The 25,057-nt window shown below is 63.6% G+C and carries 17 protein-coding genes; 5 read left to right on the top strand and 12 right to left on the bottom strand.

Annotation, left to right across the window (positions count from 1 at the left end):
• Nucleotide 1: 1 nt before the first annotated feature.
• A complete protein-coding gene (locus HX830_RS23550; protein WP_177102933.1) occupies nt 2-1,189 on the top strand; it encodes an acyl-CoA dehydrogenase family protein in 1,188 nt (395 codons plus the stop codon).
• Between the two features lie 8 nt (nt 1,190-1,197).
• A complete protein-coding gene (locus tag HX830_RS23545; RefSeq protein WP_103494790.1) occupies nt 1,198-2,301 on the top strand; it encodes a sigma-54 interaction domain-containing protein in 1,104 nt (367 codons plus the stop codon).
• Here HX830_RS23545 and HX830_RS23540 read toward each other — a convergent pair.
• Complete coding sequence (locus tag HX830_RS23540; protein ID WP_103494824.1) at nt 2,298-2,663, bottom strand: antibiotic biosynthesis monooxygenase; 366 nt, start codon at nt 2,661-2,663, stop codon at nt 2,298-2,300. The two genes, HX830_RS23545 and HX830_RS23540, sit on opposite strands and share 4 nt — an antisense overlap.
• Nucleotides 2,664-2,757: 94 nt before the next feature.
• Between HX830_RS23540 and soxR the strand changes: the two genes are divergently transcribed.
• Nucleotides 2,758-3,219 (top strand): redox-sensitive transcriptional activator SoxR, encoded by a 462-nt coding sequence (soxR, locus tag HX830_RS23535; RefSeq protein ID WP_103494791.1) that lies wholly within the window; start codon nt 2,758-2,760, stop codon nt 3,217-3,219.
• A gap of 13 nt (nt 3,220-3,232) precedes the next feature.
• Here soxR and HX830_RS23530 read toward each other — a convergent pair whose 3' ends face one another.
• The 4 genes from HX830_RS23530 to sfnG form a co-directional block, all read right to left on the bottom strand.
• Nucleotides 3,233-4,003, bottom strand: a complete 771-nt coding sequence (locus tag HX830_RS23530; RefSeq protein ID WP_103494792.1) for a MetQ/NlpA family ABC transporter substrate-binding protein — start codon at nt 4,001-4,003, stop codon at nt 3,233-3,235.
• Nucleotides 4,004-4,082: 79 nt separating this feature from the next.
• A complete protein-coding gene (locus HX830_RS23525) occupies nt 4,083-4,748 on the bottom strand; it encodes a methionine ABC transporter permease (protein WP_177102931.1) in 666 nt (221 codons plus the stop codon).
• A 4-nt stretch (nt 4,749-4,752) separates the two neighbouring features.
• The gene (locus tag HX830_RS23520; protein ID WP_177102929.1) at nt 4,753-5,976 is read right to left on the bottom strand and encodes an SfnB family sulfur acquisition oxidoreductase; all 1,224 of its coding nucleotides are present in this window, start codon (nt 5,974-5,976) and stop codon (nt 4,753-4,755) included.
• Between the two features lie 167 nt (nt 5,977-6,143).
• On the bottom strand, nt 6,144-7,244 hold the full coding sequence (gene sfnG, locus HX830_RS23515; protein ID WP_103494795.1) for a dimethylsulfone monooxygenase SfnG: 1,101 nt from the start codon (nt 7,242-7,244) through the stop codon (nt 6,144-6,146).
• Nucleotides 7,245-7,646: 402 nt separating this feature from the next.
• Between sfnG and HX830_RS23510 the strand changes: the two genes are divergently transcribed.
• Complete coding sequence (locus HX830_RS23510; RefSeq protein ID WP_177102926.1) at nt 7,647-8,888, top strand: acyl-CoA dehydrogenase family protein; 1,242 nt, start codon at nt 7,647-7,649, stop codon at nt 8,886-8,888.
• 148 nt (nt 8,889-9,036) lie between these two features.
• A complete protein-coding gene (locus HX830_RS23505) occupies nt 9,037-9,816 on the top strand; it encodes a TSUP family transporter (RefSeq protein WP_177102924.1) in 780 nt (259 codons plus the stop codon).
• 147 nt (nt 9,817-9,963) lie between these two features.
• Here HX830_RS23505 and nudC read toward each other — a convergent pair whose 3' ends face one another.
• The 7 genes from nudC to HX830_RS23470 all read right to left on the bottom strand — a co-directional run bounded on the left by nudC (nt 9,964) and on the right by HX830_RS23470 (nt 25,030).
• Nucleotides 9,964-10,794 carry an NAD(+) diphosphatase gene (gene nudC, locus HX830_RS23500; protein ID WP_103494798.1) on the bottom strand — a complete coding sequence of 277 codons (831 nt, stop codon included), beginning with the start codon at nt 10,792-10,794 and terminating at the stop codon, nt 9,964-9,966.
• Nucleotides 10,795-10,811: 17 nt separating this feature from the next.
• Nucleotides 10,812-11,624, bottom strand: coding sequence for a crotonase/enoyl-CoA hydratase family protein (locus HX830_RS23495; protein WP_152736911.1), 813 nt, complete (start codon nt 11,622-11,624; stop codon nt 10,812-10,814).
• A 253-nt stretch (nt 11,625-11,877) separates the two neighbouring features.
• Nucleotides 11,878-12,702 carry an HAD family hydrolase gene (locus tag HX830_RS23490; RefSeq protein ID WP_152736912.1) on the bottom strand — a complete coding sequence of 275 codons (825 nt, stop codon included), beginning with the start codon at nt 12,700-12,702 and terminating at the stop codon, nt 11,878-11,880.
• On the bottom strand, nt 12,699-14,222 hold the full coding sequence (gene zwf / locus HX830_RS23485; protein ID WP_177102922.1) for a glucose-6-phosphate dehydrogenase: 1,524 nt from the start codon (nt 14,220-14,222) through the stop codon (nt 12,699-12,701). Before zwf ends, HX830_RS23490 begins: the two co-directional genes overlap by 4 nt.
• Nucleotides 14,219-15,199: a phosphogluconate dehydrogenase (NAD(+)-dependent, decarboxylating) gene (gene gnd / locus HX830_RS23480; protein WP_103494802.1), complete on the bottom strand. Its 981-nt coding sequence runs from the start codon at nt 15,197-15,199 to the stop codon at nt 14,219-14,221. Before gnd ends, zwf begins: the two co-directional genes overlap by 4 nt.
• A 115-nt stretch (nt 15,200-15,314) precedes the next feature.
• Nucleotides 15,315-20,105 (bottom strand): hypothetical protein, encoded by a 4,791-nt coding sequence (locus HX830_RS23475; protein ID WP_177102920.1) that lies wholly within the window; start codon nt 20,103-20,105, stop codon nt 15,315-15,317.
• 89 nt (nt 20,106-20,194) lie between these two features.
• Entirely contained in the window at nt 20,195-25,030 is a 4,836-nt protein-coding gene (locus HX830_RS23470) for a dermonecrotic toxin domain-containing protein (RefSeq protein ID WP_177102918.1), read from the bottom strand.
• Nucleotides 25,031-25,057 lie beyond the last annotated feature (27 nt).

Here is a 25,057-nt window from a genome sequence, read left to right as displayed (position 1 = left end):
CGTGACTGCCCAGCCACGCAACGCCCTGTTGAGCCCTCTGCAAACCGCCCGGCAACTGGCCGCCGATTTTGCCCTGACCGCCGTCGAGCGCGACGAACGCGGCGGCACGCCAAAAGCCGAACGTGACGCCTTGCGCCACAGCGGCCTGCTGGCCCTGAGCATCCCCACCCAGTACGGCGGCCTCGGCGGCCGTTGGAGCGAGACACTGGACGTGGTCCGCGAATTCGCCAAGGTCGACAGCTCGATTGCCCATGTCTTCGGCTTCCATCACCTGATGCTGGCCACCGTGCGCCTGTTCTCCCGTCCCGAACAATGGCAACCCTGGTTCGAACAGACCGCACGCAAGAACTGGTTCTGGGGCAATGCCCTCAATCCCCTGGACACCCGCACGGTGGTGCGCAATCTCGGCGGCTGGCGCGAATTCTCCGGCAAGAAAAGCTTCTGCTCCGGCGCCAGCGACTCGCAGATGCTGATCGCCTCGGCAGTGGACGAAAGCGCCGGCGGCAAGTTGCTGATCGCCGCCATTCCCAGCGGGCGCAGTGGCATCACCCTGCATGACGACTGGCACAACATGGGCCAGCGCCAGACCGACAGCGGCAGCGCCAGCTTCGAGCGGGTGCGGGTCGAGGAATCCGAACTGCTGCTCGACCCCGGCCCCTTGAGCACACCTTTCGCCTGCCTGCGGCCCCTGATCGCGCAACTGACCCTGACCCATATGTTCCTCGGCATTGCCGAAGGGGCTTTCGAAGAGGCTCGGCAATACACCCTCGACGAAACCCGGCCCTGGTTCAAATCCACCGCCCGGGATATTCGCCAGGACCCTTACGTGCTCAACCACTACGGCGACTTCTGGGTCGCCCTCGAAGGTGTCCGCCTGCTGGTGGAGCGCGCCGCCGGGTTACTGGACCAGGCCTGGGCCAAGGGCCAGAACCTCAGCGGCGAGGAGCGCGGCAACCTGGCCATCGCCATCGCCACGGCCAAGGTCGCCGCCAACCGCGAAGGCCTGGCCCTGTGCAGCAAGTTGTTCGAAGTCACCGGTGCCCGCTCGACCCATGCCTCCCTGCGCCTGGACCGCCATTGGCGCAACCTGCGGACCCAGAGCCTGCACGACCCGCTGGACTACAAACTCCAGGAACTCGGCGACTGGGCTTTGAACCAGACGCTGCCGATCCCCACTTTTTATTCCTAGAGAAGCCTATGCAGCTGCTAACGTTACCGCCCTCGCCGGCCCTGGCCACCTCCATCCGCGCCACCGCCCAGGTCTTCGAAGACCCCAAGTCCCAGGCCCTGCTCGCCCACCTGCAACAAGTGGCGCCGAGCGAAGCCAGCGTGCTGATCATCGGTGAAACCGGCACCGGCAAGGAGCTGGTGGCCCGGCATATCCATAACCTCAGCGCCCGGCGTAACCGCCCGTTTGTCGCGGTCAACTGCGGGGCCTTCTCCGAATCCCTGGTGGAAGCCGAGCTGTTCGGCCATGAAAAAGGCGCGTTTACCGGCGCCCTCAGCGCCAAGGCCGGCTGGTTCGAAGAGGCCGACGGCGGCACCCTGTTCCTCGACGAGATCGGCGACCTGCCAATGCCGATCCAGGTCAAGCTGTTGCGGGTCCTGCAGGAACGCGAAGTGGTGCGCCTGGGCTCGCGCAAAAGCATCCCGATCAATGTGCGGGTGCTGGCGGCCACCAATGTGCAGCTGGAAAAAGCCATCAACGCCGGGCACTTTCGCGAAGACCTGTATTACCGCCTCAACGTCGTCAGCCTGGAGCTCAGCCCCCTGCGCGAACGCCCCGGCGATATCCTGCCGCTGACCCGGCACTTTATCGAGAGCTACAGCCAGCGCCTGGGTTATGGCGATATCCGCATCAGCCCCGGTGCCGAACAGAAGCTCAGGAGCTACGGCTGGCCAGGCAATATCCGTGAGCTGGAAAACGTCATTCATCACACCTTGCTGATCTGCCATGACGGCGTGATCGAGCGCGACGACCTGCGTCTGTCGAACCTGCGCATCGAGCGCCAGGACGACAGCGGCAGCGCTCTCGATGACTCGGCCGAGGCCTTGCTCAACCGGGCTTTTCAGAAACTCTTCGAGGAGCAGGCCGGCGCGTTGCATGAAAAGGTCGAGGATGCGTTGCTACGCGCCGCCTACCGTTTCAGCCACTACAACCAGGTGCACACCGCCGCCCTGCTGGGCCTGAGCCGCAATGTGACACGCACGCGGCTGATCAAGATCGGCGAGTTGGCGGTGAACAAGCGCCGGGCAGGCGAAAACGTCCAGGGTGACCGGATGTTGCAACTGTCCATCTAGCCCACCAGGGCACACTGCAAGGCGTCGTCCTGGCTGCGCTCGATGCTGCGCAGCACCTGGAACGAATCGAAGCTCACCGCCTTGGCGTGGTGGGCGCGGATCAGTGCCCAGAAATCCTCTTCGCCGCTTTCGAAACGGGCAAATGCCGCTTCGCCATCTTCCCTGGAACGCCATTGCAGTGTGTTGAGCACACGCCGACCATCGTCGCTGGCCTGCACCGTGCCGCTGATAAAGCCACCCTCGACCCGGGCCAGTCGCTCGGTCTGCCTGGACAAGGCAGAGACCAGCGCCTCCAGTTGGACAGGCTCGATCTCGAACTGGATCAATTGAGTAAAACTGCGATTTTGTTCTGTCGACGGCATGAAAAGGTTCCCCGTGAAGTCAGACAGGATCTTGTGATCCGAGGCCACGCAGGGTAAAACCTCCAGTTAACTCAAGGTCAAGAGATTTCTCGCCATGGCAACGCCAAAACCCCTGCCCACGGACAAGGCCCTGACGGTCGGCCAACTGGCGGCCCGCAGCGGCGTGGCGGTGACCGCCCTGCACTTCTATGAATCCAAAGGCCTGATCCAGAGCTATCGCAATGCCGGTAACCAGCGTCGTTATCCGCGCGAGGTGTTGCGCCGGGTCTCCCTGATCAAGGTCGCCCAGCGCCTGGGCATTCCGTTGGCGGAGATTCACCAGGCCTTGCAGAGCCTGCCCGAAGGCCGTACGCCGACGGCCGAAGACTGGAAGCGCCTGTCGGAAAACTGGAGGAGCGGACTGGACGAACGCATCGCCCAGTTGACCCGGTTGCGGGACAAGCTCAACGGATGTATCGGCTGTGGTTGCCTGTCGATGGAGAACTGCCCGCTGCGCAACTATGGCGATATGTTGGGTGCCCATGGGACAGGCGCGCGGCTGCTGGAGCCGCGGTGAGCCTGTCCATGGTTCAGAACCCCGGGGCGATCTGACCCTTGTAGCGGGTCAGGATAAACTGCCGCACGGCATCGGAATTCAGCGCCTTGGCCAGTTTCTGGATACGCGGGTCATTGATATTGTCCGGCCGCGCCACCAGGAACTCGACATACAGGTCCTTGCCCTTCTCGACGATCAACGCGCTATTGGTGTCGATCCCGGCTTCCAGCGCGTAGTTGGCAAACACGAACGCCAGATCCACCTGGCTCACCGACCGGGCCAGCATCGCCCCTTCCAGTTCGCGGATCTTCAGGTGCTTGGGGTTCTCGACGATATCGTGCTGGGTCGCCAGGGTATTGCTCGGGTCCTTGAGCTTGATCAAACCCGCTTCGTGCAGCAGCACCAAGGCCCGCCCGGTGTTCACCGGATCATTGGGAATCGACACCGAGGCACCGTCCTTCAGCTCGGAAATATGCTTGATCTTGGTCGAGTAAGCCCCGAACGGCTCGATATGCACGCCGACCACCGGCACCAGGTTGGTGTGGCGGGTCTTGTTGTAGTCATCGAGGAACGGCCGGTACTGGTAGTAGTTGGCATCCAGGTTCTTCAACGCCAACTGCTGGTTGGGCTGGATAAAGTCATTGAACACCTTGATTTCCAGGTCCACGCCTTCCTTGGCCAGTTCCGGTTTGACGAACTCGAGGATCTCCGCGTGGGGCACCGGGGTGGCGCCGACAATCAGTTTTTCATTGGCGTGAACCGCCAGGGACATCAGGGCAGCCAGGATGGCCAGGGTCTTTTTCATGCTGTGCTCCAGAGAGGCAAAAGGGGCCGGCGTGTGGCGGACGTTGGGCCTGGGTTGTTCAGGGTTATGGGTAATGAATTCAACGATGGCTGTAGCGGGCCACCAGACGATCACCGGTCATTTGCAGGCCCTGGACCAGGACCAGCAGCAGGATCACGGTGACCACCATCACATCGGTCTGGAAACGCTGGTAGCCGTAGCGGATCGCCAGGTCCCCCAGTCCGCCGCCGCCGATCACTCCGGCCATGGCGGTGTAGTCCACCAGCACGATGGCGGTCACCGTCACCGCCGCCAGCAAACCCGCGCGGGCTTCGGGTAACAGGGTGTGGCGGATCACCTGCCAGGTGCTGGCGCCCATGGCCTGGGTCGCCTCGACCACGCCACGGTCGACTTCGCGCAAGGCGGTTTCCACCAGCCGGGCGAAAAACGGCGTGCAGCCCACCACCAGCGGCGGGATGGTCCCCGGCACCCCGAGGGACGTGCCCACCAGCAAGGTGGTCAGGGGAATCAGCACGATCAGCAGGATGATGAACGGCAGCGAACGCAGGGTATTCACCAGCACCGACAAGCCGCGGTACACCAGCAGGGTTTCATGCAACTGGCGCTTGCCGGTGAGAAACAGCAGCACGCCCAGGGGCAGGCCCAGCAATACGGTGAAACCCAGGGCCGCCGCGAGCATGCTCAGGGTATCGAGGCAGGCCTGGGCGATGTCCGCCCAGTAGATATTTTTCAACCATTCAGCCATGGACTCAGGACCAGTCGTGACGCGGTGGCTTGATGCCGTTGAGCAACCAGTTGCCGACCACGTGGTACTTCCAGCGCACCGGGTCGTGCAGGGTGTGAACCCGGGCATTGCGCCAGTGGCGATCGAAGTTGTGCTTTTTCAAGGTCGAACGGGTGCCGCCCAGCTCGAAGAGCTTGTTGCTGGCCTCGATGGCGATTTCGGTGGTCAGCACCTTGGCCTTGGCCACCGCCAACGAAGCCCGCGCGACGCTGTCTTCATCGGGAGCGGGACGTGCGGCATCCAGGGCTTTGCCGGCCCGTTCGAGCAAGGCTTCGGCGGCTTCGAGGCGGATCTCCAGGCCGCCGATCTGAATGATGGTCAGGGGGTCTTCGCTGGCCTTGTCCACCCCCGCGTCGATCCACGGACGGGCGTATTCGCGTACAAAAGCCACGGTATCGCGTAGAGCCGCGCGGGCAATGCCGGCATCGATGGCGGCGGTGGTCAGTTGGGCGAAAGGCCCGGCCAGGGTCGGGCTTTCGTAGGAGCGATACGTGGGGAACAGGTTGAAGGCCGGCACCTTCAGATCCTCGGCCAGCACCGTGCCGCTGGAAGTGGTGCGCTGGCCGATGCTGTCCCAGTCATCGACGATCACCAGGCCCGGCGTACCGCGCTGAACAAACGCCAGTTGGCCTTTCTGCTCGTCATCCAGGGCCAGTACCGCCAGCCAGTGGGCGTACAACGAGCCGGTGCAGTAACCCTTGCGAGCGTTGATCACATGCCCGTCGCCGTGACGACGAATCGTCGCCTGGATGTCCTGGACATTCTTGCCGCCGGTTTCCGACAGGGCATTGGCAAATCGATGGCCCTGCAGGGCCAGGGCGAAGAAATGCGCTTGCTGCTCGGGGGTGCCTTGCAGGCGGATGTCTTCCAGCAGGCAGTAGTGGTTCTGCGGGATCTGCCCCAGAGACGGATCGGCCGCCGAGATGATCGCAATCACTTCGGCCAATACCGCATAGGAAACCTGGGCGCCGCCGAATTCGCGCGGCACGCTGATGCCCCAGAGACCACTGTTGGAATAGCGATCCACCACTTCGGCGGGCACCTGGCAGGTACGATCACGCTCTGCGTCGTGCTCCAGCAGATAAGCGGCAACGCCGTGGGCAACCGCGAGCGCTTCGGCCTCGTCACGGATCAAGTGGGCGTTGGGGGAATGGATCGGGTAAACGGCGGATTCAGGCAAGGACGACATGGAACGCTCTCGGGCGAATAGTGTTGCCTGGGTTATTGCAGCTTCTGTGCCTGAATTATTATTTGTTGATTTTCATAGGGTTATGGCGTTTACCCAGCAACAGCGCGGCGCACGCAGAAGAACACAATGCCGCTTCACTGTTGCTGGGTGAACACCTGGACGAGACCTCAGGCCAGCGCTTCCTCCGCCCTTGCGACCTTCTTCGCTTCCAGCTCCCGCACCAGCGGCAACACCCGTTTGCCGAAGTACTCCACCTCTTCCTGGAAGTGCAGGAACCCCGCCAGCACCAGGTCCACGCCCACGGCTTTCAGGGCAACGATCCGTTCGGCGATCTGCTGCGGCGTGCCGATCAGGTTGGTCTTGAAGCCGTCGTTGTATTGCACCAGGTCCTCGAAGCTGGACTTGGCCCAGTTGCCCTCGCCTTCCGGCGACGACTTGCCCGCCTGTTTCGCCGCATCGCCAAAGGCGCCGACGGCCTCGGGGTCGGCCTTGTCGATGATTTCCGCCAGCACCGCACGGGCCTCTTCCTCGGTGTCGCGGGCGATGACAAAGGCGTTCACCCCGACTTTTACCGAGTGGCCGTTGGCGGCCGCCTTGGCGCGAATATCATCGACCTGGGCCTTGATCCCTTCGGGCGTGTTGCCGTTGGTGAAATACCAATCCGAGACCCGCGCCGCCATATCCCGCGCCGCCCGGGAACTGCCGCCCTGGAAGATCTCCGGATGCGGCTGGCTAAGGGGCTTGGGCTTGAGGCTGTAGTCATTGAAGCGGTAGAAGTCGCCCTTGAAGGTGAACTGCTCTTCGGTCCAGATACCTTTCAGCGCACGGATGAACTCTTCGGAGCGGCGATAGCGCTCGTCGTGTTCCAGCCAGTGTTCGCCGATGGCGTGGAACTCACCGCGAAACCAGCCGCTGACGATATTGACGGCGATCCGGCCGCCGGTGAGTTGATCGATGGTCGCCAGTTGCTTGGCCGCCAACGCCGGCTGCCAGGGGCCGGGCAGGATCGCGGCAATCACCTTCAGCCTGGTGGTCGCGGCCAGCAGGGCATGGCTGAAGGCGACCGACTCATGCTGGTATTCGGCGCCGTAGCCGGCGGTGAAACGAATCTGGGTCAGGCCGTATTCGAACCCGGCCTCTTCCGCCAACTGCGCCAGCTTGCGGTTGTAGTCGATATCCCAACGGGTGCGCTGTTCGATCTTGCTGACCACCAGCCCACCGCTGACATTGGGCACCCAGTAGGCGAATTTTACGGCTTGCTGACTCATGGTATCTGACCTCGGACCGGGGAATGTCAGAGGGTCAGAGCAGCAAGCGTGCCAGTGACCGGGAACCCTCCTGGCAGAAAGAGGCCTCAGTGGAGGAAGTGTTTATGCGGGAGCGACGCTTATGTGGAAGCGGAGCTTGCCCGCGAAGGCGTACTCAAGGCCGCCAAGAGCTTCGCGGGCAAGCTCCTCTCCCACAAAAGCGCGCTACCCACACGGGATCGATACACCCCGGGCGCTGTGGCCTGGCGGACGATTTGTTGAAGCGCTGTGCATCAGGCAACAGTTGTCCCTCACCCGCCCACGGCAATCGCCCGCGCCACCGGGCCTGGCGCTCTCGGCATGGACCCTGCAACCGCTCCTGGCAATCGCATTTTTCTCTGCCTGCCCTCAAGGAGCTGTCCCATGACCGAACACCAGGTGATCAACCCGCTATCCCTTGGCGTCGACTACGAACCCCTGGCCGAACGCTTTCGGCCGATCTTCGCCCGTATCGCCGCCGGGGCGCTGGAACGGGAGCAATCGCGCAACCTGCCCCACGAGCCGATCCAGTGGCTCAAGCAGGCCGGTTTTGGCGCCGTACGGGTGCCGGTGGAATATGGCGGTGGCGGTGCTTCCCTGCCCCAGCTGTTCCAACTGCTGATCGAACTGGCCGAAGCCGACTCCAACGTGCCCCAGGCCTTGCGCGGACATTTCGCCTTTGCCGAGGACCGCTTGAATGCCGCGCCCGGGTCGAATCGCGACCTGTGGTTCAAGCGCTTCGTCGACGGCGATATCGTCGGCTGCGCCTGGACCGAAATCGGCAATGTGGTGATTGGCGATGTCGGCACCAAAGTCACCCCGGACGGCGAACACTGGCGCCTCAATGGCGAGAAGTTCTACAGCACCGGGAGCATTTTTGCCGACTGGATCGACGTCTACGCCCGCCGCAGCGACACCGGTGGCAATGTCATCGCCGCCGTGCGCGCACGCCAGCCGGGGGTCGAACACAGCGACGACTGGGATGGTTTCGGCCAGCGCACCACCGGCAGCGGGACCTCGCGTTTTATCGATGCCCCGGTGGAAGCCGGGCATGTGATCGACTTCGCCACCCGCTTCAAATACCAGACCGCGTTCTATCAGTTAGTGTTGCTGGCGACCCTCGCCGGGATCGGCCGGGCGGCGTTGAAGGATGTGGCGCATCAGGTCCGCGAGCGCAAACGGATCTACAGCCATGGCAATGCCCCCCATGTCAGTGGCGACGCCCAGGTGCAGCAGGTGGTGGGCGAAGTCGCCGCCCTGGTGTATGCCGCCGAAGCCAGTGCGGTGCGGGCCGCGCATCCGGCGCAACGGGCTTATATTGCCCGGTTCGGTGCTGACACTGAGGCTGAACGGCAAGCCAATGTGGACGCGGAAATCGAGTCCGCCACCGCCCAGGTGGTGGTGTCCGAGTTGATCCAGCGGGCCACCAGTGAATTGTTCAATGCCCTGGGGGCTTCGGATATCCGCCAGGGCAAGGCGCTGGACCGACACTGGCGCAATGCGCGGACGGTGTCGTCGCACAATCCGGCGATCTACAAGGCAAGGATTGTCGGGGATTGGCGGATCAACGGGACTGAGCCGCCCTATGATTGGCAGATCGGTAACGGCCCGCAATCAAAGTCATAGTCAACATTTGTGGTGCCTGGTCCACCGCCGCGAAGGCGTCAGAACAAGCACCCCATGGGATAAGGTCGCGGCAACATTCGGTAATGGGTAAGATGACGGCCTTTCGGCGCGGCCCTGCCGCGCCACCTGCCGATAGTAAGCCGACCCCATGCCTTTCGATCTCAGCGTAGACCTGACCACCCTCGCCATTCTCACCGTCGTTGCCTTTATCGCCGGATTTATCGACGCCATCGCCGGCGGCGGCGGGCTGCTCACCACCCCGGCCCTGCTCACCGCGGGACTGCCACCGCACCTGGTGCTGGGCACCAACAAACTCAGTTCGACCTTCGGCTCCGCCACCGCCGGTTTCACCTTCTATCGGCGCAAGCTGTTTCAGCCGGGGCAATGGAAACTGGCGATTCTCGGCACCTTCGTCGGCGCGCTGATCGGTGCCGTGACCGCGCACTTCATGCCCGCCGACTGGCTGAACAAGATGCTCCCGGTGATCGTCTTCGCCTGCGGCCTGTACCTATTGTTCGGCGGCACGCCCAAGGTGCCGCTGGACAGCAACGCGCCGATCAAAAAGAAACGACAACTGCCCCAGGGCCTCGCCCTGGGCTTCTATGACGGCGTGGCCGGTCCCGGCACCGGTGCCTTCTGGACCGTCAGCAGCCTGCTGCTCTACCCCATCGACCTGGTCAAGGCCAGCGGCGTGGCCCGCAGCCTGAACTTCGTCAGCAATGCCGCCGCACTCTCGGTGTTCGTGTTTTCCGGCCAGGTGGACTGGGTGATCGGCCTGTGCATGGGCATATCGGTGATGGTCGGTGCCTTCTTCGGTGCCCGCACCGCCATCAGCGGCGGCGCGAAGTTTATCCGCCCGGTGTTTATCACCGTGGTCCTCGGCCTGACCGTACGCCTGGCCTGGCAACACTGGTTCAGCGTGGCCTGAATCCAGAGAACACCCCATAACCTGTTGTAGCCGGCTTGCTGGCGATAGCGATTTTCCAGGCGACGATGATGTCGGCTATCAGATCCCATCGCCAGCAAGCCGGCTCCTACAAGGACGGTGCATGGCCATGAATTGAGCGGTGTAAGGCTAGACCGGCAGCAGCGGTTCCGCATACCCCAGGCGCCTGGCCAGGTACAGGTCGATCAGGTAACGGGCGATTGAACGCGAAGCCGGCAACGGCGGCATATCGTGGATGCTGAACCATTGCGCATCCTCGATCTCATCCGCCTGGGGAACAATCTCGCCACCGGCATACTCGGCGTGAAACCCCAGCATCATCGAGTGCGGGAACGGCCAGCACTGGCTGCCCATGTACTGGATATTCTTCACCTCGACCTGCACTTCCTCGCGCACTTCCCGAATCAGGCATTCCTCCGCCGACTCACCCGGCTCGGCGAAACCGGCCAGGGTGCTGTAGACCCCGGGCACAAAACGCGGCGAACGGGCCAGCAGCACTTCGTCGCCCCGGGTCACCAGCACGATCATGCTCGGCGAAATCCGCGGGTAACTGCGCAAGTCACAGGACTGGCAGAACATCGCCCGCTCCAGAGGCACCTGGGTCATGGCCTGGCCGCAACTGCCGCAGAAGCGGTGCTCGCGGGCCCAGGTAGCGATCTGCGCGGCATAACCGAGCATGCGATAGAGCGTGTGATCGCCCTCGAGCATAAATGTCCGCAGGCCCTGCCAGCGACCGCCCGGTAGTTCGAAGCCGGACTTCAGCTCCAGCAGGTAGACCGGTTCGCCGTCCAGATGCCCGATGCCATGCTCGGCCAACAGCGACAGGTCCTGGCGCTTGAGCCACTCGCGAGGAAACAGCACCCCATTGTCGTCCAGCAGAAAACCGGCGGGGCTATGCACCACGGCCCAGCCGCCGGTCTGCTCGATATCCAGTACTGCGGTTGTCCAGCGTTGAGTCATCGGGAGAGTCCTAGGCGTCAATCAGGGAATTCGGCTTTCTGCTTGCTCATGTGCGCGGCGATGGCGACGCGCAAGTCAGTGGATTGCAACATGGCGGCGTTCCAGGTGGCAACGTATTCCAGACCGTCATCGATCCGATGGTCGCGCATATAGCTGACCATCGCCTTGGTTCCGGTGACGGCAATCGGCGATTTAGCGGCAATTTCCCGGGCAATGCCCAACACACCGTCGAGCAAGGCCGCCTGATCGGGGTAGACGCGATTGACCAGGCCGATGCGGATCGCTTCGTCGGCACCGAAGTGGCGACCGGTATACGCCAGCTCGCGGAGCATGCCGTCGCCGATGATACGGGGCAAACGTTGCAGAGTGCCGACATCGGCGGCCATGCCGATATCCACTTCCTTGATGGAAAACTGCACGTCCTCGGCACAGTAGCGCATGTCACAGGCGGCGATCAGGTCGACGGCACCGCCCAGGCAGTAACCCTGGATCGCCGCCAGGACCGGCTTGCGGCAGTTGTCGACAGCATTGAAGGATGCTTGCAACTCCTGGATCTTGCGCCGTAGCAGGCGGGCGTTGCGGCCGACATCCTTGCCCAGTTCGTTGGCCACCGAGGCCAGCATCATCAGGTCGATCCCGGAGGAGAAGTGTTTGCCGTTGCCGCTGATGACCACCACACGCACGGCGTCGGTGTCTTCGATCCACTGGAAGATCTCGATGATTTCGCTCCAGAAGGCGGCGTTCATCGAGTTGATCTTTTCCGGGCGATTGATCCGGACATGGGCGATGTTGTCTACCAGTTCGACGTGGAAGGCTTGGTATTCGGACATGACGGGCATCCTTGGCAGGGCACTGGAAAGGTTGGAACTATAGCAAGCAGGCAGGTGTGGCTGGAGGAAGCGGATGTGCCAAAAGCAGGACCGGGCAGTTCTTCGGCTCGGGAGGGGAATGGCCGCCTGCGGCGGTTCGCGGGCAAGCACCGCTCCCACAGGTTTTTCGTCGTACGCAAAACCGGGAGCGGCTCGGACATTGTGGGAGCGGTGCTTGCCCGCGAACCGCCAGAGGCGGCCATCCACAGCTGATCTATCGCCTGGCCAGAATAAACTGCTCAATGGCCTGCGCCGCACCATCCTCGCTATTGCTACCAGTGACCACATCCGCCTGACGCTTGACCACCTCCTCCGCCTGCCCCATGGCAATCGCCAACCCCGCCCGGTGGAACATCGCCGGGTCGTTGCCGCCATCGCCGATGGCCGCCGTCTGCTCCAAGGGCACGCCAAGGTATTTGGCCAACGTCAGCAACGCCTCGCCCTTGTTCGCCTGCATCGCGGTGATATCCAGGTAGGAACGCTGCGATCGACTGGCCAGCGCCTGCTCCGCCACCAACGGCTGCAACACCGACTCCAGGTCAATCAGCAATTGTCCGTTGCCACTGGCGCCGACAATCTTGTCGATGCGGTCGAGGTACGCCGTGAAATCGTCCACCACCGTCGGCGCATAACCCAGTGCATGCTGCTCCCGAGGGACCATGGTGCCGTGGGGGTTACGCAGCAGCCAATGGTTGTCGGCAAACACCCAGACCTCAACCTCCTCATGCCGCGACAACAACTCCAGGGTGGTCACCGCCGCTTCGCGGGGGATGTAATGCGTCACCAGGTAACTGCCGTCGGGGTTGACCAGCGTGCCGCCATTGAACGCCGCGGTGGGAATATCCACCCCCAGCGCCTCGATCTGCTGGCGCATGGCCCGCGGCGGGCGTCCGGTGGCGAGGCTGAAAAACACCCCCGCCGCGCGCAACGCCTCCACGGCCTCGACCGTGCGCGGACTGAGGCTGTGATCGGGCCCCAACAAGGTGCCGTCCATATCGCTGAGCAGCAAACGGATCGGATACCGCACCACCGCCTTCATCCGAGGCTGCGCCAGACACGGCCATCACGTGCCAGCAGTTCGTCGGCGGCAGCCGGGCCATTTTCCCCGGCCTTGTAGCCCTGCACCTGATCGTCCTCGCCCCAGGCATCGAGGAACGGCTGCACCGCCCGCCAGCCGTTCTCGATATTGTCGGCGCGCTGGAACAGCGTCTGGTCACCGGTCAGGCAATCGTAGATCAGGGTTTCATAGCCGGTGGACGGCTGCATCTCGAAGAAGTCCTTGTAGGCAAAACCCAGCTCGACATTGGTCATTTCCAGTGCCGGCCCCGGACGCTTGGCCAGCAGGTCGAACCACATGCCTTCGTTGGGCTGGATCTGGATCTTCAGGTAGGTCGGCTGCAGGCGCTCGACCTCGGTGTCGCGGAACTGCGCATAGGGCGCCGGCTTGAAGCAGATGGCGATTTCCGTGTTGCGCACATTCATGCGCTTGCCGGTGCGCAGATAGAACGGCACGCCGACCCAGCGCCAGTTGTCGATCATCACCTTGAGCGCGACATAGGTCTCGGTGTTGCTTTCGGGCGCCACGTTGCTTTCTTCACGATAACCGGGCACGGCCTTGCCGCCCAGTTCGCCGGCCTGGTACTGGCCGCGCACCGAATTGGCCCGGGCCTCCTCGACCGTCCAGGGACGGATCGCGCCGACCACCTTGGCCTTTTCACCGCGTACCGCATCGGCACCGAACGCCGCCGGTGGCTCCATCGCCACCATCGCCAGCAACTGGAACAGGTGATTGGGCACCATGTCCCGCAGGGCGCCGGTGTGTTCGTAGAAACTGCCACGGGTCTCGACGCCGACGGTCTCGGCGGCGGTGATCTGCACATGGTCGATGTAATGGTTGTTCCAGAACGCTTCGAACAGACCGCTGGAGAAACGGCTGACCAGGATGTTCTGCACGGTTTCCTTGCCCAGGTAATGGTCGATGCGATAGATCTGCTTCTCGCTCATCACCTTGAGCAGGCGGGCGTTCAAGGCTTCGGCGGTGGCCAGGTCGGAACCGAAGGGTTTTTCGATCACCACCCGACGAAACACCCCGTCGCTTTCCTCCAGCAAGCCGGCCGCGCCCAGGCGCCGCGCCACTTCGCTGAAGAAGCGCGGCGCGGTGGCCAGGTAGAACATCGCGTTGCCCGTGCCGCTGGCGATGATTTTCTCGCCCAGGGCGACATAGGTCGCGTCGTCGAGGAAGTCGCCCTGCACGTAACTGATGTGTTTGGCCAGGCGCTTCCAGAGTTCGGCATCCAGCGCGGTCTCCGCGCCTTCCCCGGTCTTGGCCGCGACTTCGGCGCGACTGAAGTCTTCGAGTTTCTTGGCGAAATCGGCATCGCTGATGGCGTTGTGATCGACCCCGACGATATGCAGGTTATCGCCCAGCAGACCATCGCGGGTCAGGTTGTAGAGCGCCGGCATCAACAGGCGCTTGACCAGGTCCCCATGGGCACCGAACAGAAACAGCGTGGTCGGCGGCGGGGGCTCTACCTTGCGCTTGCTACGGGAGGCATTCATTTTTTCGGTGTCTCCACATGGCCGCCGAAGCCGAAGCGCATGGCCGACAGCAGTTTGTCACCATAGGTGCTTTGCTGGCGGGAGCGGAAGCGGGCAAACAGCGAATTGGACAGCACCGGGACCGGCACCGCTTGTTCCATGGCCGCCTCGATGGTCCAACGCCCTTCGCCGCTGTCGGCCACCGCGCCGCTGTAACCGTCGAGTTTCGGGTCACTGGCCAGGGCGTCGGCGGTCAGGTCCAGCAGCCAGGACGAAACCACGCTGCCGCGCCGCCAGACTTCGGCGATATCCCCCAGGTTCAGGTCGAAACGCTGGTCCTCGGGCAGGCTCGGCGAGTTCTTGGTCTTGAGGATGTCGAAGCCCTCGGCGAAGGCCTGCATCATGCCGTACTCGATGCCGTTGTGGATCATCTTGACGAAGTGCCCGGAGCCCGGCGGGCCGGCATGGATATAACCGCGCTCGGCGCGGTCGTCGGCGCTGACCCGGTCGCGGGTGCGGGGAATGCTGCCGATCCCGGGGGCCAGGCTGGCGAACAGCGGATCGAGGCGTTCGACCACCTTGGCGTCACCGCCGATCATCATGCAGTAACCGCGCTCCAGGCCCCAGACCCCACCGGAAGTGCCGACATCAATATAGTCGATGCCCTTTTGCGCCAGCTCCTGGCCGCGACGGATATCGTCCTTGTAGAAAGTATTGCCGCCGTCGATGATCACATCGCCGGCGTCCAGCAGTTTACTCAGTTCGGCAATGGTGTCCTCGGTCGGCGCACCGGCCGGCAGCATCACCCAGACCGCGCGCGGTTTATCCAGGCCGGCCACCAGCGCCGACAGGTCGGCGACGCCACTGGCGCCCTCTTTAGCCAGGGTGCTGACGAAGTCGGTATTGCGGTCATACACCACTGTCTGATGGCCATCAAGCATCAGGCGCCGCGCGATATTGCCGCCCATGCGGCCCAGTCCGATGATTCCCAGTTGCATGCAGGGTACTCCCGATATCGATGAAAAAGCTCTGACACACCTTAGCCCAGCGGCAGGCGGATGTCTGTCTCGATATCGGTCGGGACACTGATTGCAGACGCCAAGCGGCCTGTTTTCAAGTGGCTCTATCCACTTCGCCAGTATTGAAAAACAGCGCCTGGGCCACAGGCTTGTCGAGGATCTGGCCCCGGTGGATATCCAGCGTCAACTGCGCCCGGCCGCCCTGCCCGGCCTCGATCCTCGTCGCCGCCCGGTGCCGGGCCGTGGCCTGGGCCTTGCTGCCCAGGCGCCGTTGCGCAAGGGTCTTGAGATGCGCGCTGACAAACCCGGCATCCGCCGTGGTGGCTGCCGGGTAATGGAAATGCGCGTACCACAGGGGGCGGCCATCCTTGTGGCTGACCACATACTCTTGCAGGAAACCGCCCTGTTCCTGCGCCTGTCGCCCGCCGGCGCGGTGAATATCCACCTGGTCCTGCTCTTTCAGATACTGCAGGCGCGCCAACCGCGGGGGATTGCGCTTGATCGCGGTGATACGCGCCTGACGCCCTTCGGCGATCAGCCCGGCGGCTTCGCGGCGCAAGCTGTCCTTGAGCGTTTGAGCGGTTTTCATGGGCGCCGATGTCCCGCCGCTCTCAGTGAGGGCCTGTTGGATATCGTCCGCCAAGGCGTTCAGTTTCTGCGCCTTCAGCTCCAGGATACCTTGCAGGTCGCGGGGGTCCTTGGAGGTTCCGGTCAACGCCATCACCTGGCGAATCAAGGCCTCGACACCCTCGCGCTCGGCCTGACCCTGGGTCACCAGCCGGGACAGTCCGACCTTGCGCGGGATCGGCGGTGCCGGCTCGGCCTTCACTTCCTCCCAGAAGGTGTCCCGGGCATCCTCCTTGTTCTCCTTGAAGGCCGACACCAGTGCGCCGTTGGGATCGGTGATCTCGACGATCTCATCCTCCTGTTCGGGCGTACGCTCGCATACCCGGCCGACAAACACTTCACGGTTGCGGGTGCGGATAAACTTCTTGCGCGTGCCGCCAGCCACCGGAGCGGGCCTGGGCACGGGATCGGGTTCGGCCGGCGCGGCCTCTTCCCATAATTCGAACAGTCTGTTCAGCGCCCCTTCACGCAACTGCGCCAGCAGCCTCGACAGGCGCGTGGCGTATTCGAGCAGGCGCTGTTGCGGCATCAGGCCCTGCAAATAATTCAGCAAGTCGTGGGTCTCATCGTAGCGATTGACGGCCGTCAGCAAGGCATCGATGCGGTCCTGGCGCGGATCTTCGGCACTCAGGCGATTGATGGTGTTGGTCACGTACCGGGTTTGCTCGGCGCTGTGCTTGATGGCCGCGAAAATCTGATCGTCCATTTGCAAGGTGATCTGCAAGGGCAGTTCGTCCAGGGTCAAGGCCAGCAGGGTCGACAGTTGCACCGCCTGCCAATCCAACGGGGTGAACGGCTGCACCGGTGCCTGCTGCAGTGCGGCGGCTTGCGCCGGCCCCAGTTCGGGAAGCGCCCGCAACTCATCGAGCGCGGCATATTCCCGGGTGCTCCAGAGGATCTGCTTGTCGGTGATCTCGACATTGTTCTTCAGGTTGGCGACGACCTGGGCATAACGGGCATCCGAGTCGGCGGCGATCATCTCGTTGATCTCCCGGGCACTCAGGCTGCCTTCGCGGCCCACCGCCAGGGACAGGTTCAACAATGTCCGGCAATTGCGCACGCTGTCGGCCAAGGCGGCCACCAGCGTCGCCGATTTGGGCACCACCTGGCGATTGTCATTGAACGCCTTGATAAGGCGGATCTTTTCTTCGAGGGCCACCTGCAAGCCCTCCAGCTTGCCCAGGTATTCGCGACGTTTGTCACTGCGTTGCCGGTCGCTGAAGTTCTTCGCGGTCTTGCCCTCGCTCATGGTCTCAAGACGCTTGCGCAGTATTTCGGCCTCGTTCAACAGGGTGCCGACGCGCGCCGAAGCCTGGGTCATTTGCTCGTGCAGCGCGCTCGCCCGGTCGCGCAGCTTGCGCTGCAGGCGCGCCTGCACGGTTTCGCGGCCGCTGCCACCGCGCAGGCGCAGACGCAGATCGAAGCGCCAGCGACCTTGCTCATCGCGCTCCAGAAACGGCCCCGGAACGCCCGAAGCATCGACCACACGGGGACCGTCATCACTCCACGCGACCTGATACAGGGCATTCTCGATCAGCGCGTGCCAGCCCGTGTCCCCGGGGCCCCCGAGATGCACCAGTCCCTTGTTCGGACCGCTTGCGGAAACCGAACCAAGGCTATCGAGTCGCGGCGGCGTGTCGAAGCCCCTGACACTGAACTTCTCCAGGGCTTTGCGCGAGGCCATCGACAGGGCCTGGCGCGGATTCGACCAGGACAAGTCGAAAGGCAGTGGTGGCGAATCGTCGGAAGTCGGAGGCGCTGTGATCCGCTCAAGCGACACCTCCCCCTCGATCGCCAAGGGCTCGTGCTGATCCGCCGACTCCGGGGTGGTAAACGACTCCGGCAACGGCTCGCGCTCATCCGCCGTCACCTCATGCAACAGAACCGCCGCCAGGTTGCTCAGCATATCGGCCCAGCCCTGGGCCCGGGCATCCTCGTCGTCGCCCTGCAACCCCGGCAGGTCCTGGCGAATACCCCGGTAGAGCATGATCAACCAGCTGGCCTGGGTCAACGGGCCGCTGGCAAACATCAGCATTGAGCTGAACAGTTGCCATCCGCTGTCCTTCAAGCGCGCCCAACGTTTTTCCGCATTCGACCACAACTGCATATCGGCCTGGCGGATCACCGCGTTGATGCAGGCATGAAACAGATGGTGGACATAGTCCTCGGCGACTTCCTCGTCGCCCAGGGTTGCCGGTGCCGCCGGTGCCGGCAACGGCGCGGCTTCATCACCCGGCAGGACCGAGCCGAGATGGGGCTGACGGAAACCGCCGTTGGCATACACCGCACGTCGATTGGCGGGGAGCCCGGCCAACACACTGTCCTGCAAGGCTCCCGATTGCCCGACTGCCTCCAGCAGCGCCGGCCGGCAGACATACTCGCCCAGGGGCGGGTCGAACAGCGGACGGTAAAGCAGATGCGGGCCCCGGCGGGTATCCCGGGGTTCGATAAGAAACATGCCCGCAGCCTTGTCCGGGCTCGCCCCAGGACTGGCCAGAAAGGCCAGCGGCCGGAGCACGATCGGCAGGCCGTCGACCTGGCGATCACGGGCGTCGAACGCCAACATCGCCCTGACCAGCCGATAGCCCATTTCGGTCATACCCTGTTCGCCTCGGAGCTTGAGCTCCAATGCCGCCAAGGGCAGTTGGGCCTGGATCTGGTGAAAAAAGCGTTGCTGGCGGAACACCGCATACCGCGTATCGTCCAACAGCCGCTGCCGCAGGTAAGCCCGGTAGCCGGCACCGATATCCACCTCGGCGATCAGTTCCAGTAGATAGTCGGCCGTCATCCAGTCCGGCAGCGGCACATCAGCGGCGAGCCGGACACGCATCCGCGTCGCGCCGAAACGAAAATCATCGAGGTTTTCCAGCGCCAGTTCGGGCAGCGTCAACTGGACTTCCTCGAACTCACCCAGCACGTCCGGCAACAGCGGCTTGCGCCGGTACTTCTCCAGCGTCAGGAGGATGTCCTGCATGCGGATCTCCGGCATCCGCGGATGCCGCCGCGCCATGGCCGACCTCAGCGCCTGTCGGCTAAAGCGCGACAGCGAAGCCACCTCGTCGAAAATACTGTGGGACGAAGACTTGCCCAGTGCCGCGACCAAGGTCGATAACAACCCGGCATAACCGCGCCGGTCCGCCTCTGCGGCGTTCAGCAGCCACAGCGGCGCCACCTCGCGCACCCGCCGTTGCAGAGGGGTGAGCGGCACGGGTGCGGGCGTAGCAAACCAGTCTCCCGGATCGGTGATGCGCTCGACGCGCGCCGACCAGGACTCGCCAGCTCCCTGCGTAACGCCGCGCGGCAAACGCTCCAGCGCGCGCAACTGGTTTTCCAGCAAGGCCCCGGCCAGGTTGTCGAAGACATTCAGCTGCGAGGGGATCAGGTCGACCTTCCCGGGGTCCGGCACCTGACCACGCAATAGCGTCCAGAGCTCATCGACTGGCTGCAAGCGCTGTACGTCATGACCCGGGCGGAGCAGGAAATAGGCAAAGTCCGAGGCTGACAGCTGGCGGGCGAAAACCACCGCGACGGGCGTGACGCCAAGCCGTTGCCGCCGGCCCTTGGCATGCAGCAGATAAGCCGCCAGGGCATTCTTGCCCAGCAGGCTGTCACGGATCGACTGGTCTTCGCTGACCAGCGCCTTGGGCAACATCTGGCTGGCCTGGAGCGCCTGGCTATTGGGCATGCTGCCGGCGCCGTACATCGAAACGAACAGCAGGTTCGAGAGGGCCGCGCAACGGCTGGGAATCTCCGGCGCGTGTCGATCCCAACCAGGCACCCAGGCGTCCGAGCCCGGGACCTTGCCCGCCCAGTCGGGCACCGGTTCATTCCAGAACGCAACCAGTTGTGCCTTGAACACTTCGAGCAGGGCATCGCCCCACTGATCGAGCGCCGCGCCCAACCGTTTCAGGTCCACCGTCGTGACCGCAACCTCGACCGGCGAGCCGGGTGCCCGACTCACCAGTATCGAATCGGGAGCGTCATAACGCGGGCTCCAGCCTTCGCTGAAGCGCCGCAACAGGACTTCGGACAAGCCGCTGTATCGATAGCGGGAGGCCGGCTCCCGCTCTCCGAGCCAGAGGGTTTCAGCCTGGATCCGTTGCCCCTGAACCCTGAGGTCGGGAGCCTGTTGGTCCAGCGCCGCCTGCACCAGCGAGTCCACCACCGACGACAGTGTCGGTCGAGCGGCGAAAAGCGTGCGGGCGGTGTTTCGGTAGTGTTGAAGTGAAGTCTCCAGCGAGGTCGGCAGGGAGATCATGAGGCCGCAATCCTTGACATGGGAAAGCGGCCAGCTAACAGGAACCTGTCAGCCCTCGCGCGGTAGCGGGCTATACCGCGTCACGCGGTTCAATCAACCGGGTTCGCGGGCACCGGGAAAAAATACTGTTGCGCCGCCGCCAGGTCGATCCGGCTGCGATAGATCTGCAACGCCAGGTTGGCACTGCCCCCCTTCCCCGTCTGGATCTTCTTGAAGGCCTTTTCCTGCTCCAGCGACTGGTACTTGCCGCCGAGCTTGCGCTGCTCGAGGGTTTTCAAGTGGGCGGCACCGAAGGCCGAGTCGAGTGCCGACAGGCTCGGGTAATGAAAGTGCGCGTACCACAGCGGCTTGCCGTCCTTGTCGAGCAAAGCATACTCCTGCAGGAAATCATTCTTGCCGAGCGGGATCCGCTCGCCTTCCTTGCGGATGCTCACTTCGCCCAGCCCCAACAGGTAGTCGATACGCGGCATTTCCGGTGGATTGGCCTTGATCGCGAGGATCCGTGCGTACTGCCCGGAAGCCCGCAATCTCGGGGCCGCGTCACGCAGTTGCCGCACCACCGCCAGGGCGTTCCTGACCCGCTCCGGATTGCGCGGCGGCGTTTGCGCCACGCCGAGGAGCTTGTCGATCTCCGTGGCCTGGTGCTCCATCGCCTCGGCCTGCAAGCGCAGGATGTCCTCCTGCGCCCTGGGCGCATTGGAGCGCACGGCCTGGCGCATGACCCGATCGATCGCCGACGCTTCGTCGTTGAGCAGTTGGCGCGCGTTGGACACCCGTTTTTCCAGTCCGACCTCGGGCCTGATCACCGCCGGCCTGGCCGGTTTGTCCGGGGCGACGACCGCTTCCCAGAGCCCATCAGCGGTATTTTTCCGATAGGTCTCGATCACCTGCCCATAGACATCGCTGACCTGCACGGTCTCTTCGCCATCCGCCGACGCCGGTGCCTGGACCTCACCGGACAACAGTTGCCGGTGGCGCGTACGGATGACTTTTCTCGTGGTCTTCTTGGCCGATGGGCCAGCAACAGGCATCGGCGGCAGCTCCCAATCATCCTGGCCCAGCAACAGGCGCAGATCTTCCCGGGTCTCCTGCCCGAGTGCCTTCAGTGCCGCGAGCACCTGGTCGAGTTTTTCCGTGGGCAAGCGACGACTGACCAAGGTCGCCAGATAGAACTCGAGCTTTTCCTGTAGATCACTGGATTGCTCGACAACCGACTCCAGCAGCTCGATACGCTCGCCGGTCAACAATTTGACCTCATCAAGGGCATCGAGAGAGGAGTAATAGGACACATACGAGCGATGGATCTGATCCCAGATGTCCTCAAACATTTCCTGCCCGAGATGCTCGGGCGTCAGCTCGCCCAGGGCAAAACGGTTCTTCAACTGCGCAATCTTCCAGGCGCGCACTTCCACCTCGATGGAGCCCCAGCCGACCGTTTTAATCAGCCGCTGATAATTCTCCCGGCCGTCGCGTATCTGTCTCAGTTGATCGAGCCAGTCCTTCTGCCAAAGGGCCCAGTCGACCGCCTTATCAGTGGCCGTGGCATCACGCTCCCACTCGGCCTGGACCAAAGCCGGTGCCAACTGCTCTGCTTCAGGCAGTTGGGAAGCCCTCGAATAGGGCATACCCAGTCGTTCCAACAACCAGGTCTGCTGGGCATGGAGCAAGGTCTGCAGTCCCATCACCCCGTTGTCCAGCGCATTGATCTGAAAGGGCCGCGCAGCCTTGATCAGCCGGGTATCGGCCATCAACTTTTTGCTCAGGTCCAGTTGTTGGCGGTAGTTCTGCAGATTTTCCTCCAGCAAGGCGGTCATCTCGCCAAGCAGTGCGGTTCGACGCTCGTAGGTGACCCGCTTGGCCGTCTCGCCCTCGGTCGCCAGCCTCCAGCGCTTGACACTGCTGCTGATCGACGGCTCGCTATCCTTGGTCTGCTGGTTGAGTGCTATCAGTGTCTCGCGCGCCTCGACGAGGTTTTGCCCTCCACCGGCCTGGGCCCGCTTGGGCGGACTGCCACCGCGTAAACGCATATCCAGGCTCCAGCGCCCCTGTTCGTCGCTGCGCACCCAGGGTCCGGCATTGCCGTGCTCGTCGACGACTCTGATGCCCTCCTCGTCGGCCTCCCAGGCCACCTCGTAAAGATCACCCTGGATCAATGCACACCATTTGCCCTTGCCGGCATCCTCGATATGGACCAATCCCCGAGCCGGCCCCGAGTCCGCCACACGACCCAGTTCGGCCAAGGCCGATACCGGTTTGTCAAACGCACGCAGACGATAGGCGCGAACCCGCCTCATCAGCGAATCGGGGATTGGCCAGCCCGACATCGACCACGCACTCAATTCGACTCGGGGCAAGTCGGGCGCCCGCGCGATGGTCGGCGCGGGCAACGCTTCCGTGCGCGGCGGCGCAGGCCTGGGCAACGGCGGTGCCTCGGTTTCACCCGGGGCGGAAGCGGCGCGATAGTGCAGCAGCAAGGCTGCGAGATTGAACAACAGGTCCGCCGCTCCCGCCGACTGTTCCGCCCGATTGTCGCTGTCCAGTGCCCGTAGATCGTCGTGACCGATCTTCAGGACCACCAGCCAGCCGAGCACCTCCACCAGACGCCCGACATAAGGCAGCAGGCCGGCAAACGGTAGTTGGGTGATGCCCAGCAGCACCCGCCAGGCGCCCTCCTTCCAGTCCGCCCAGCGCTGCTCGGCATTGGACACCGACTGCCGGTCGGCCTGCTCGACCTGGGCCTTGACCATGGCGGCGAAGATCGCCGGCAGATAGTCACCTTCGATGATGCCCTCGGCGAGCGTTGTGGGGACGGGCCTGGACGGTGCCGGCGCGAACTCGTCGCCGCCGAGGAATTGCTCGATATGCGCTGCATCGAAACCGCCATGGTCATAACGCTGTCGTGCCGTTTCGCTCATCCAGGTCAAGACGCTGCGCTGCAGATCGCCGGGCTGGCGGATCGCGGCGAGCAACGCCTGGCGGGTTTCGAATTGGCGCAGCGGTTGTTGCAGGAACAACGGGCGGTACAGGATCAACGGGCCGCGGCTCATATCCCGTGGACCGATCAGGAACATCGCCTGCACCTCGTCCGCCTGCCAGTCGTCCCTGGCCTTGAACGCCAGGGGCCGCAGGACGATTTCCACGGTATCGACAAAGCGCCCCGGACCCGCCGGTTGGACCAGCGCCTGCACGTAACGAAAGCCGTCGAGGCTGAAACCCGATGCTCCCTTGATCTTCAACTCCAGGGCCTGGAGCGGCAAACGCACCCGCCACTGCGCAACGAACAACGCCTCGCGCCGCCGGGCCTCGGCGACATCAGTGATCAAATGCTCCTTGAGCAGGTCCGGGTAGGCCTGGCCGATGTCGGCGCGGGTCACCAGGCCGCGCAGGTAATCCGCAGTCATCCACCGCGGGACGGGCTCCGGCAACCCGCGCACCTCGATGCGAATCCGCATACCGGTATGGCGCATGCCCCCCAGGTTGGCCAACGCCAGTTCCACCAGCGTCATATCGACCGGCACCGTGACCTGCGCCTGTTGCGGGTCAAGGGTCTGGGTAGCGCTATAGTCGAGTTTGTCGATAGTGAGCTTGATTACATTCGGGTCGATGACACGGGTCCCGGGATAGTCCTGGAGCATCAGCGCCTGCAATCGCCGCGCGGCGAATTCATTGAGGGTGCCGATGTCTTCGAGGAAATGCCGGCCTCCAGACTCACACTGCTGACGTGCCAGCTCCCGCAGCAAAGCGCTGTAGCTTGAACGATCGGCAAGCGAGGCCCCCAGCAACCAGTCGGGCAGCGATTCGCTGGTCAGCCCCAGGGCCGCCGGGCCGCAGCGCTCCTGCCTGAGCACCTGGAAACGACTGGCATCCTGGGTCCTCGCGGGCACGGCGAACCACTTGCCCGGATCGGTAATATCGTCCACCCAACGCTGAAGATGCGCCCTGGCCTCCCAGTCGCCCGGCGGCGTCGCGCTCAGCGCCTGCAATTGATATTCGAGCAAGCCTTTTGCCAGGCTGTCGCCGATGACTTCGGCCGGTTCATTCCAGCGCCAGACAAGCGACTCCCTTATTTCCAGATTGCGCCCGGCGGTCCGGCTGCCGATCAGCATCGCGACCAGCTCGGCACTGTCCATCTTGCCCTGGCGCAGGCCACCCTCTCCCGGATGGAAATAGAGCGGATAGGGCAATGGCTGTAGATTTTCTTCATAGCGCAGGAAGTCGATCACCGGAAACAGCTCCGGGTAGCGTCGGCCCTGGGCATCCACGCTGAAGACCCGGGTCTCGAAGGCGCGAATATCCAGGGTCGGGCTTTCGCCCTGCGCATCGCCAGGCGCATAACCCATGTAGAACGGCAGGCGACTCAGGTCGGGGAGCCCTCTGCGGCCAGGCGTCTGTCCCGGAACGAGCAAGCGTCCGATCGCCGCCGCCAGCCGCGCCCAACGGCTCGGCCCGTGCCCCTCCGGCGACTGATTCCAGCGCTCGATCAGTTGCTGCTTCAGGTTCTCCAGCAGCCGTGATCGCGCCGCCTGGTCCAGGCGCTTGAGCAACCCGTCGAGATCGATCGCCAGGGGTTTCCGCGCGGCCGGTGGCTGCTCGCGCCAGAGCAGGTTATGGGTTTCCAGGCGCGGGCTCCTGGAAGCCCCCCAGACCGGAACCCGCAGGGCGAAGCGCTCGACCATGACCTCGCTGAGGCGGTAATAGTTATGCCCTGCCGGGGCACCGTCGATACCCTGGGCCAAGACCCAATAGGGCACGGCGAGGCGTACCCGCTCGGCCGACAGTTCGAATTCGCCATAGTGCTCGTCCAACACCGCCTGAACCAGCGGTGTCGCGACCGAGAGCAAACTGGGGCGATCGGCGAAAAGTGCCTTGGCGACCGAAGTCGGATCCATCGGTTGACTGTCCGGAACCGGCGACTGCGTTGACATGGTTGACGTCCTCGTTCGAATGATAGG

The organism is Pseudomonas gingeri, from assembly GCF_013385425.1.
Classification (GTDB): Bacteria; Pseudomonadota; Gammaproteobacteria; order Pseudomonadales; family Pseudomonadaceae; genus Aquipseudomonas; species Aquipseudomonas gingeri_D.
This window is presented reverse-complemented; position numbering and strand designations above follow the sequence as displayed.

What these genes read in the sequence shown, in the direction of transcription:
- HX830_RS23545 (WP_103494790.1), top strand. Translation starts at nt 1,198, where the DNA reads ATGCAGCTGCTAACGTTACCGCCCTCGCCGGCCCTGGCCACCTCCATC.
- HX830_RS23540 (WP_103494824.1), bottom strand. Translation starts at nt 2,663, where the DNA reads ATGCCGTCGACAGAACAAAATCGCAGTTTTACTCAATTGATCCAGTTC.
- soxR (WP_103494791.1), top strand. Translation starts at nt 2,758, where the DNA reads ATGGCAACGCCAAAACCCCTGCCCACGGACAAGGCCCTGACGGTCGGC.
- HX830_RS23530 (WP_103494792.1), bottom strand. Translation starts at nt 4,003, where the DNA reads ATGAAAAAGACCCTGGCCATCCTGGCTGCCCTGATGTCCCTGGCGGTT.
- HX830_RS23525 (WP_177102931.1), bottom strand. Translation starts at nt 4,748, where the DNA reads ATGGCTGAATGGTTGAAAAATATCTACTGGGCGGACATCGCCCAGGCC.
- HX830_RS23520 (WP_177102929.1), bottom strand. Translation starts at nt 5,976, where the DNA reads ATGTCGTCCTTGCCTGAATCCGCCGTTTACCCGATCCATTCCCCCAAC.
- sfnG (WP_103494795.1), bottom strand. Translation starts at nt 7,244, where the DNA reads ATGAGTCAGCAAGCCGTAAAATTCGCCTACTGGGTGCCCAATGTCAGC.
- HX830_RS23510 (WP_177102926.1), top strand. Translation starts at nt 7,647, where the DNA reads ATGACCGAACACCAGGTGATCAACCCGCTATCCCTTGGCGTCGACTAC.
- HX830_RS23505 (WP_177102924.1), top strand. Translation starts at nt 9,037, where the DNA reads ATGCCTTTCGATCTCAGCGTAGACCTGACCACCCTCGCCATTCTCACC.
- nudC (WP_103494798.1), bottom strand. Translation starts at nt 10,794, where the DNA reads ATGACTCAACGCTGGACAACCGCAGTACTGGATATCGAGCAGACCGGC.
- HX830_RS23495 (WP_152736911.1), bottom strand. Translation starts at nt 11,624, where the DNA reads ATGTCCGAATACCAAGCCTTCCACGTCGAACTGGTAGACAACATCGCC.
- HX830_RS23490 (WP_152736912.1), bottom strand. Translation starts at nt 12,702, where the DNA reads ATGAAGGCGGTGGTGCGGTATCCGATCCGTTTGCTGCTCAGCGATATG.
- zwf (WP_177102922.1), bottom strand. Translation starts at nt 14,222, where the DNA reads ATGAATGCCTCCCGTAGCAAGCGCAAGGTAGAGCCCCCGCCGCCGACC.
- gnd (WP_103494802.1), bottom strand. Translation starts at nt 15,199, where the DNA reads ATGCAACTGGGAATCATCGGACTGGGCCGCATGGGCGGCAATATCGCG.
- HX830_RS23475 (WP_177102920.1), bottom strand. Translation starts at nt 20,105, where the DNA reads ATGATCTCCCTGCCGACCTCGCTGGAGACTTCACTTCAACACTACCGA.
- HX830_RS23470 (WP_177102918.1), bottom strand. Translation starts at nt 25,030, where the DNA reads ATGTCAACGCAGTCGCCGGTTCCGGACAGTCAACCGATGGATCCGACT.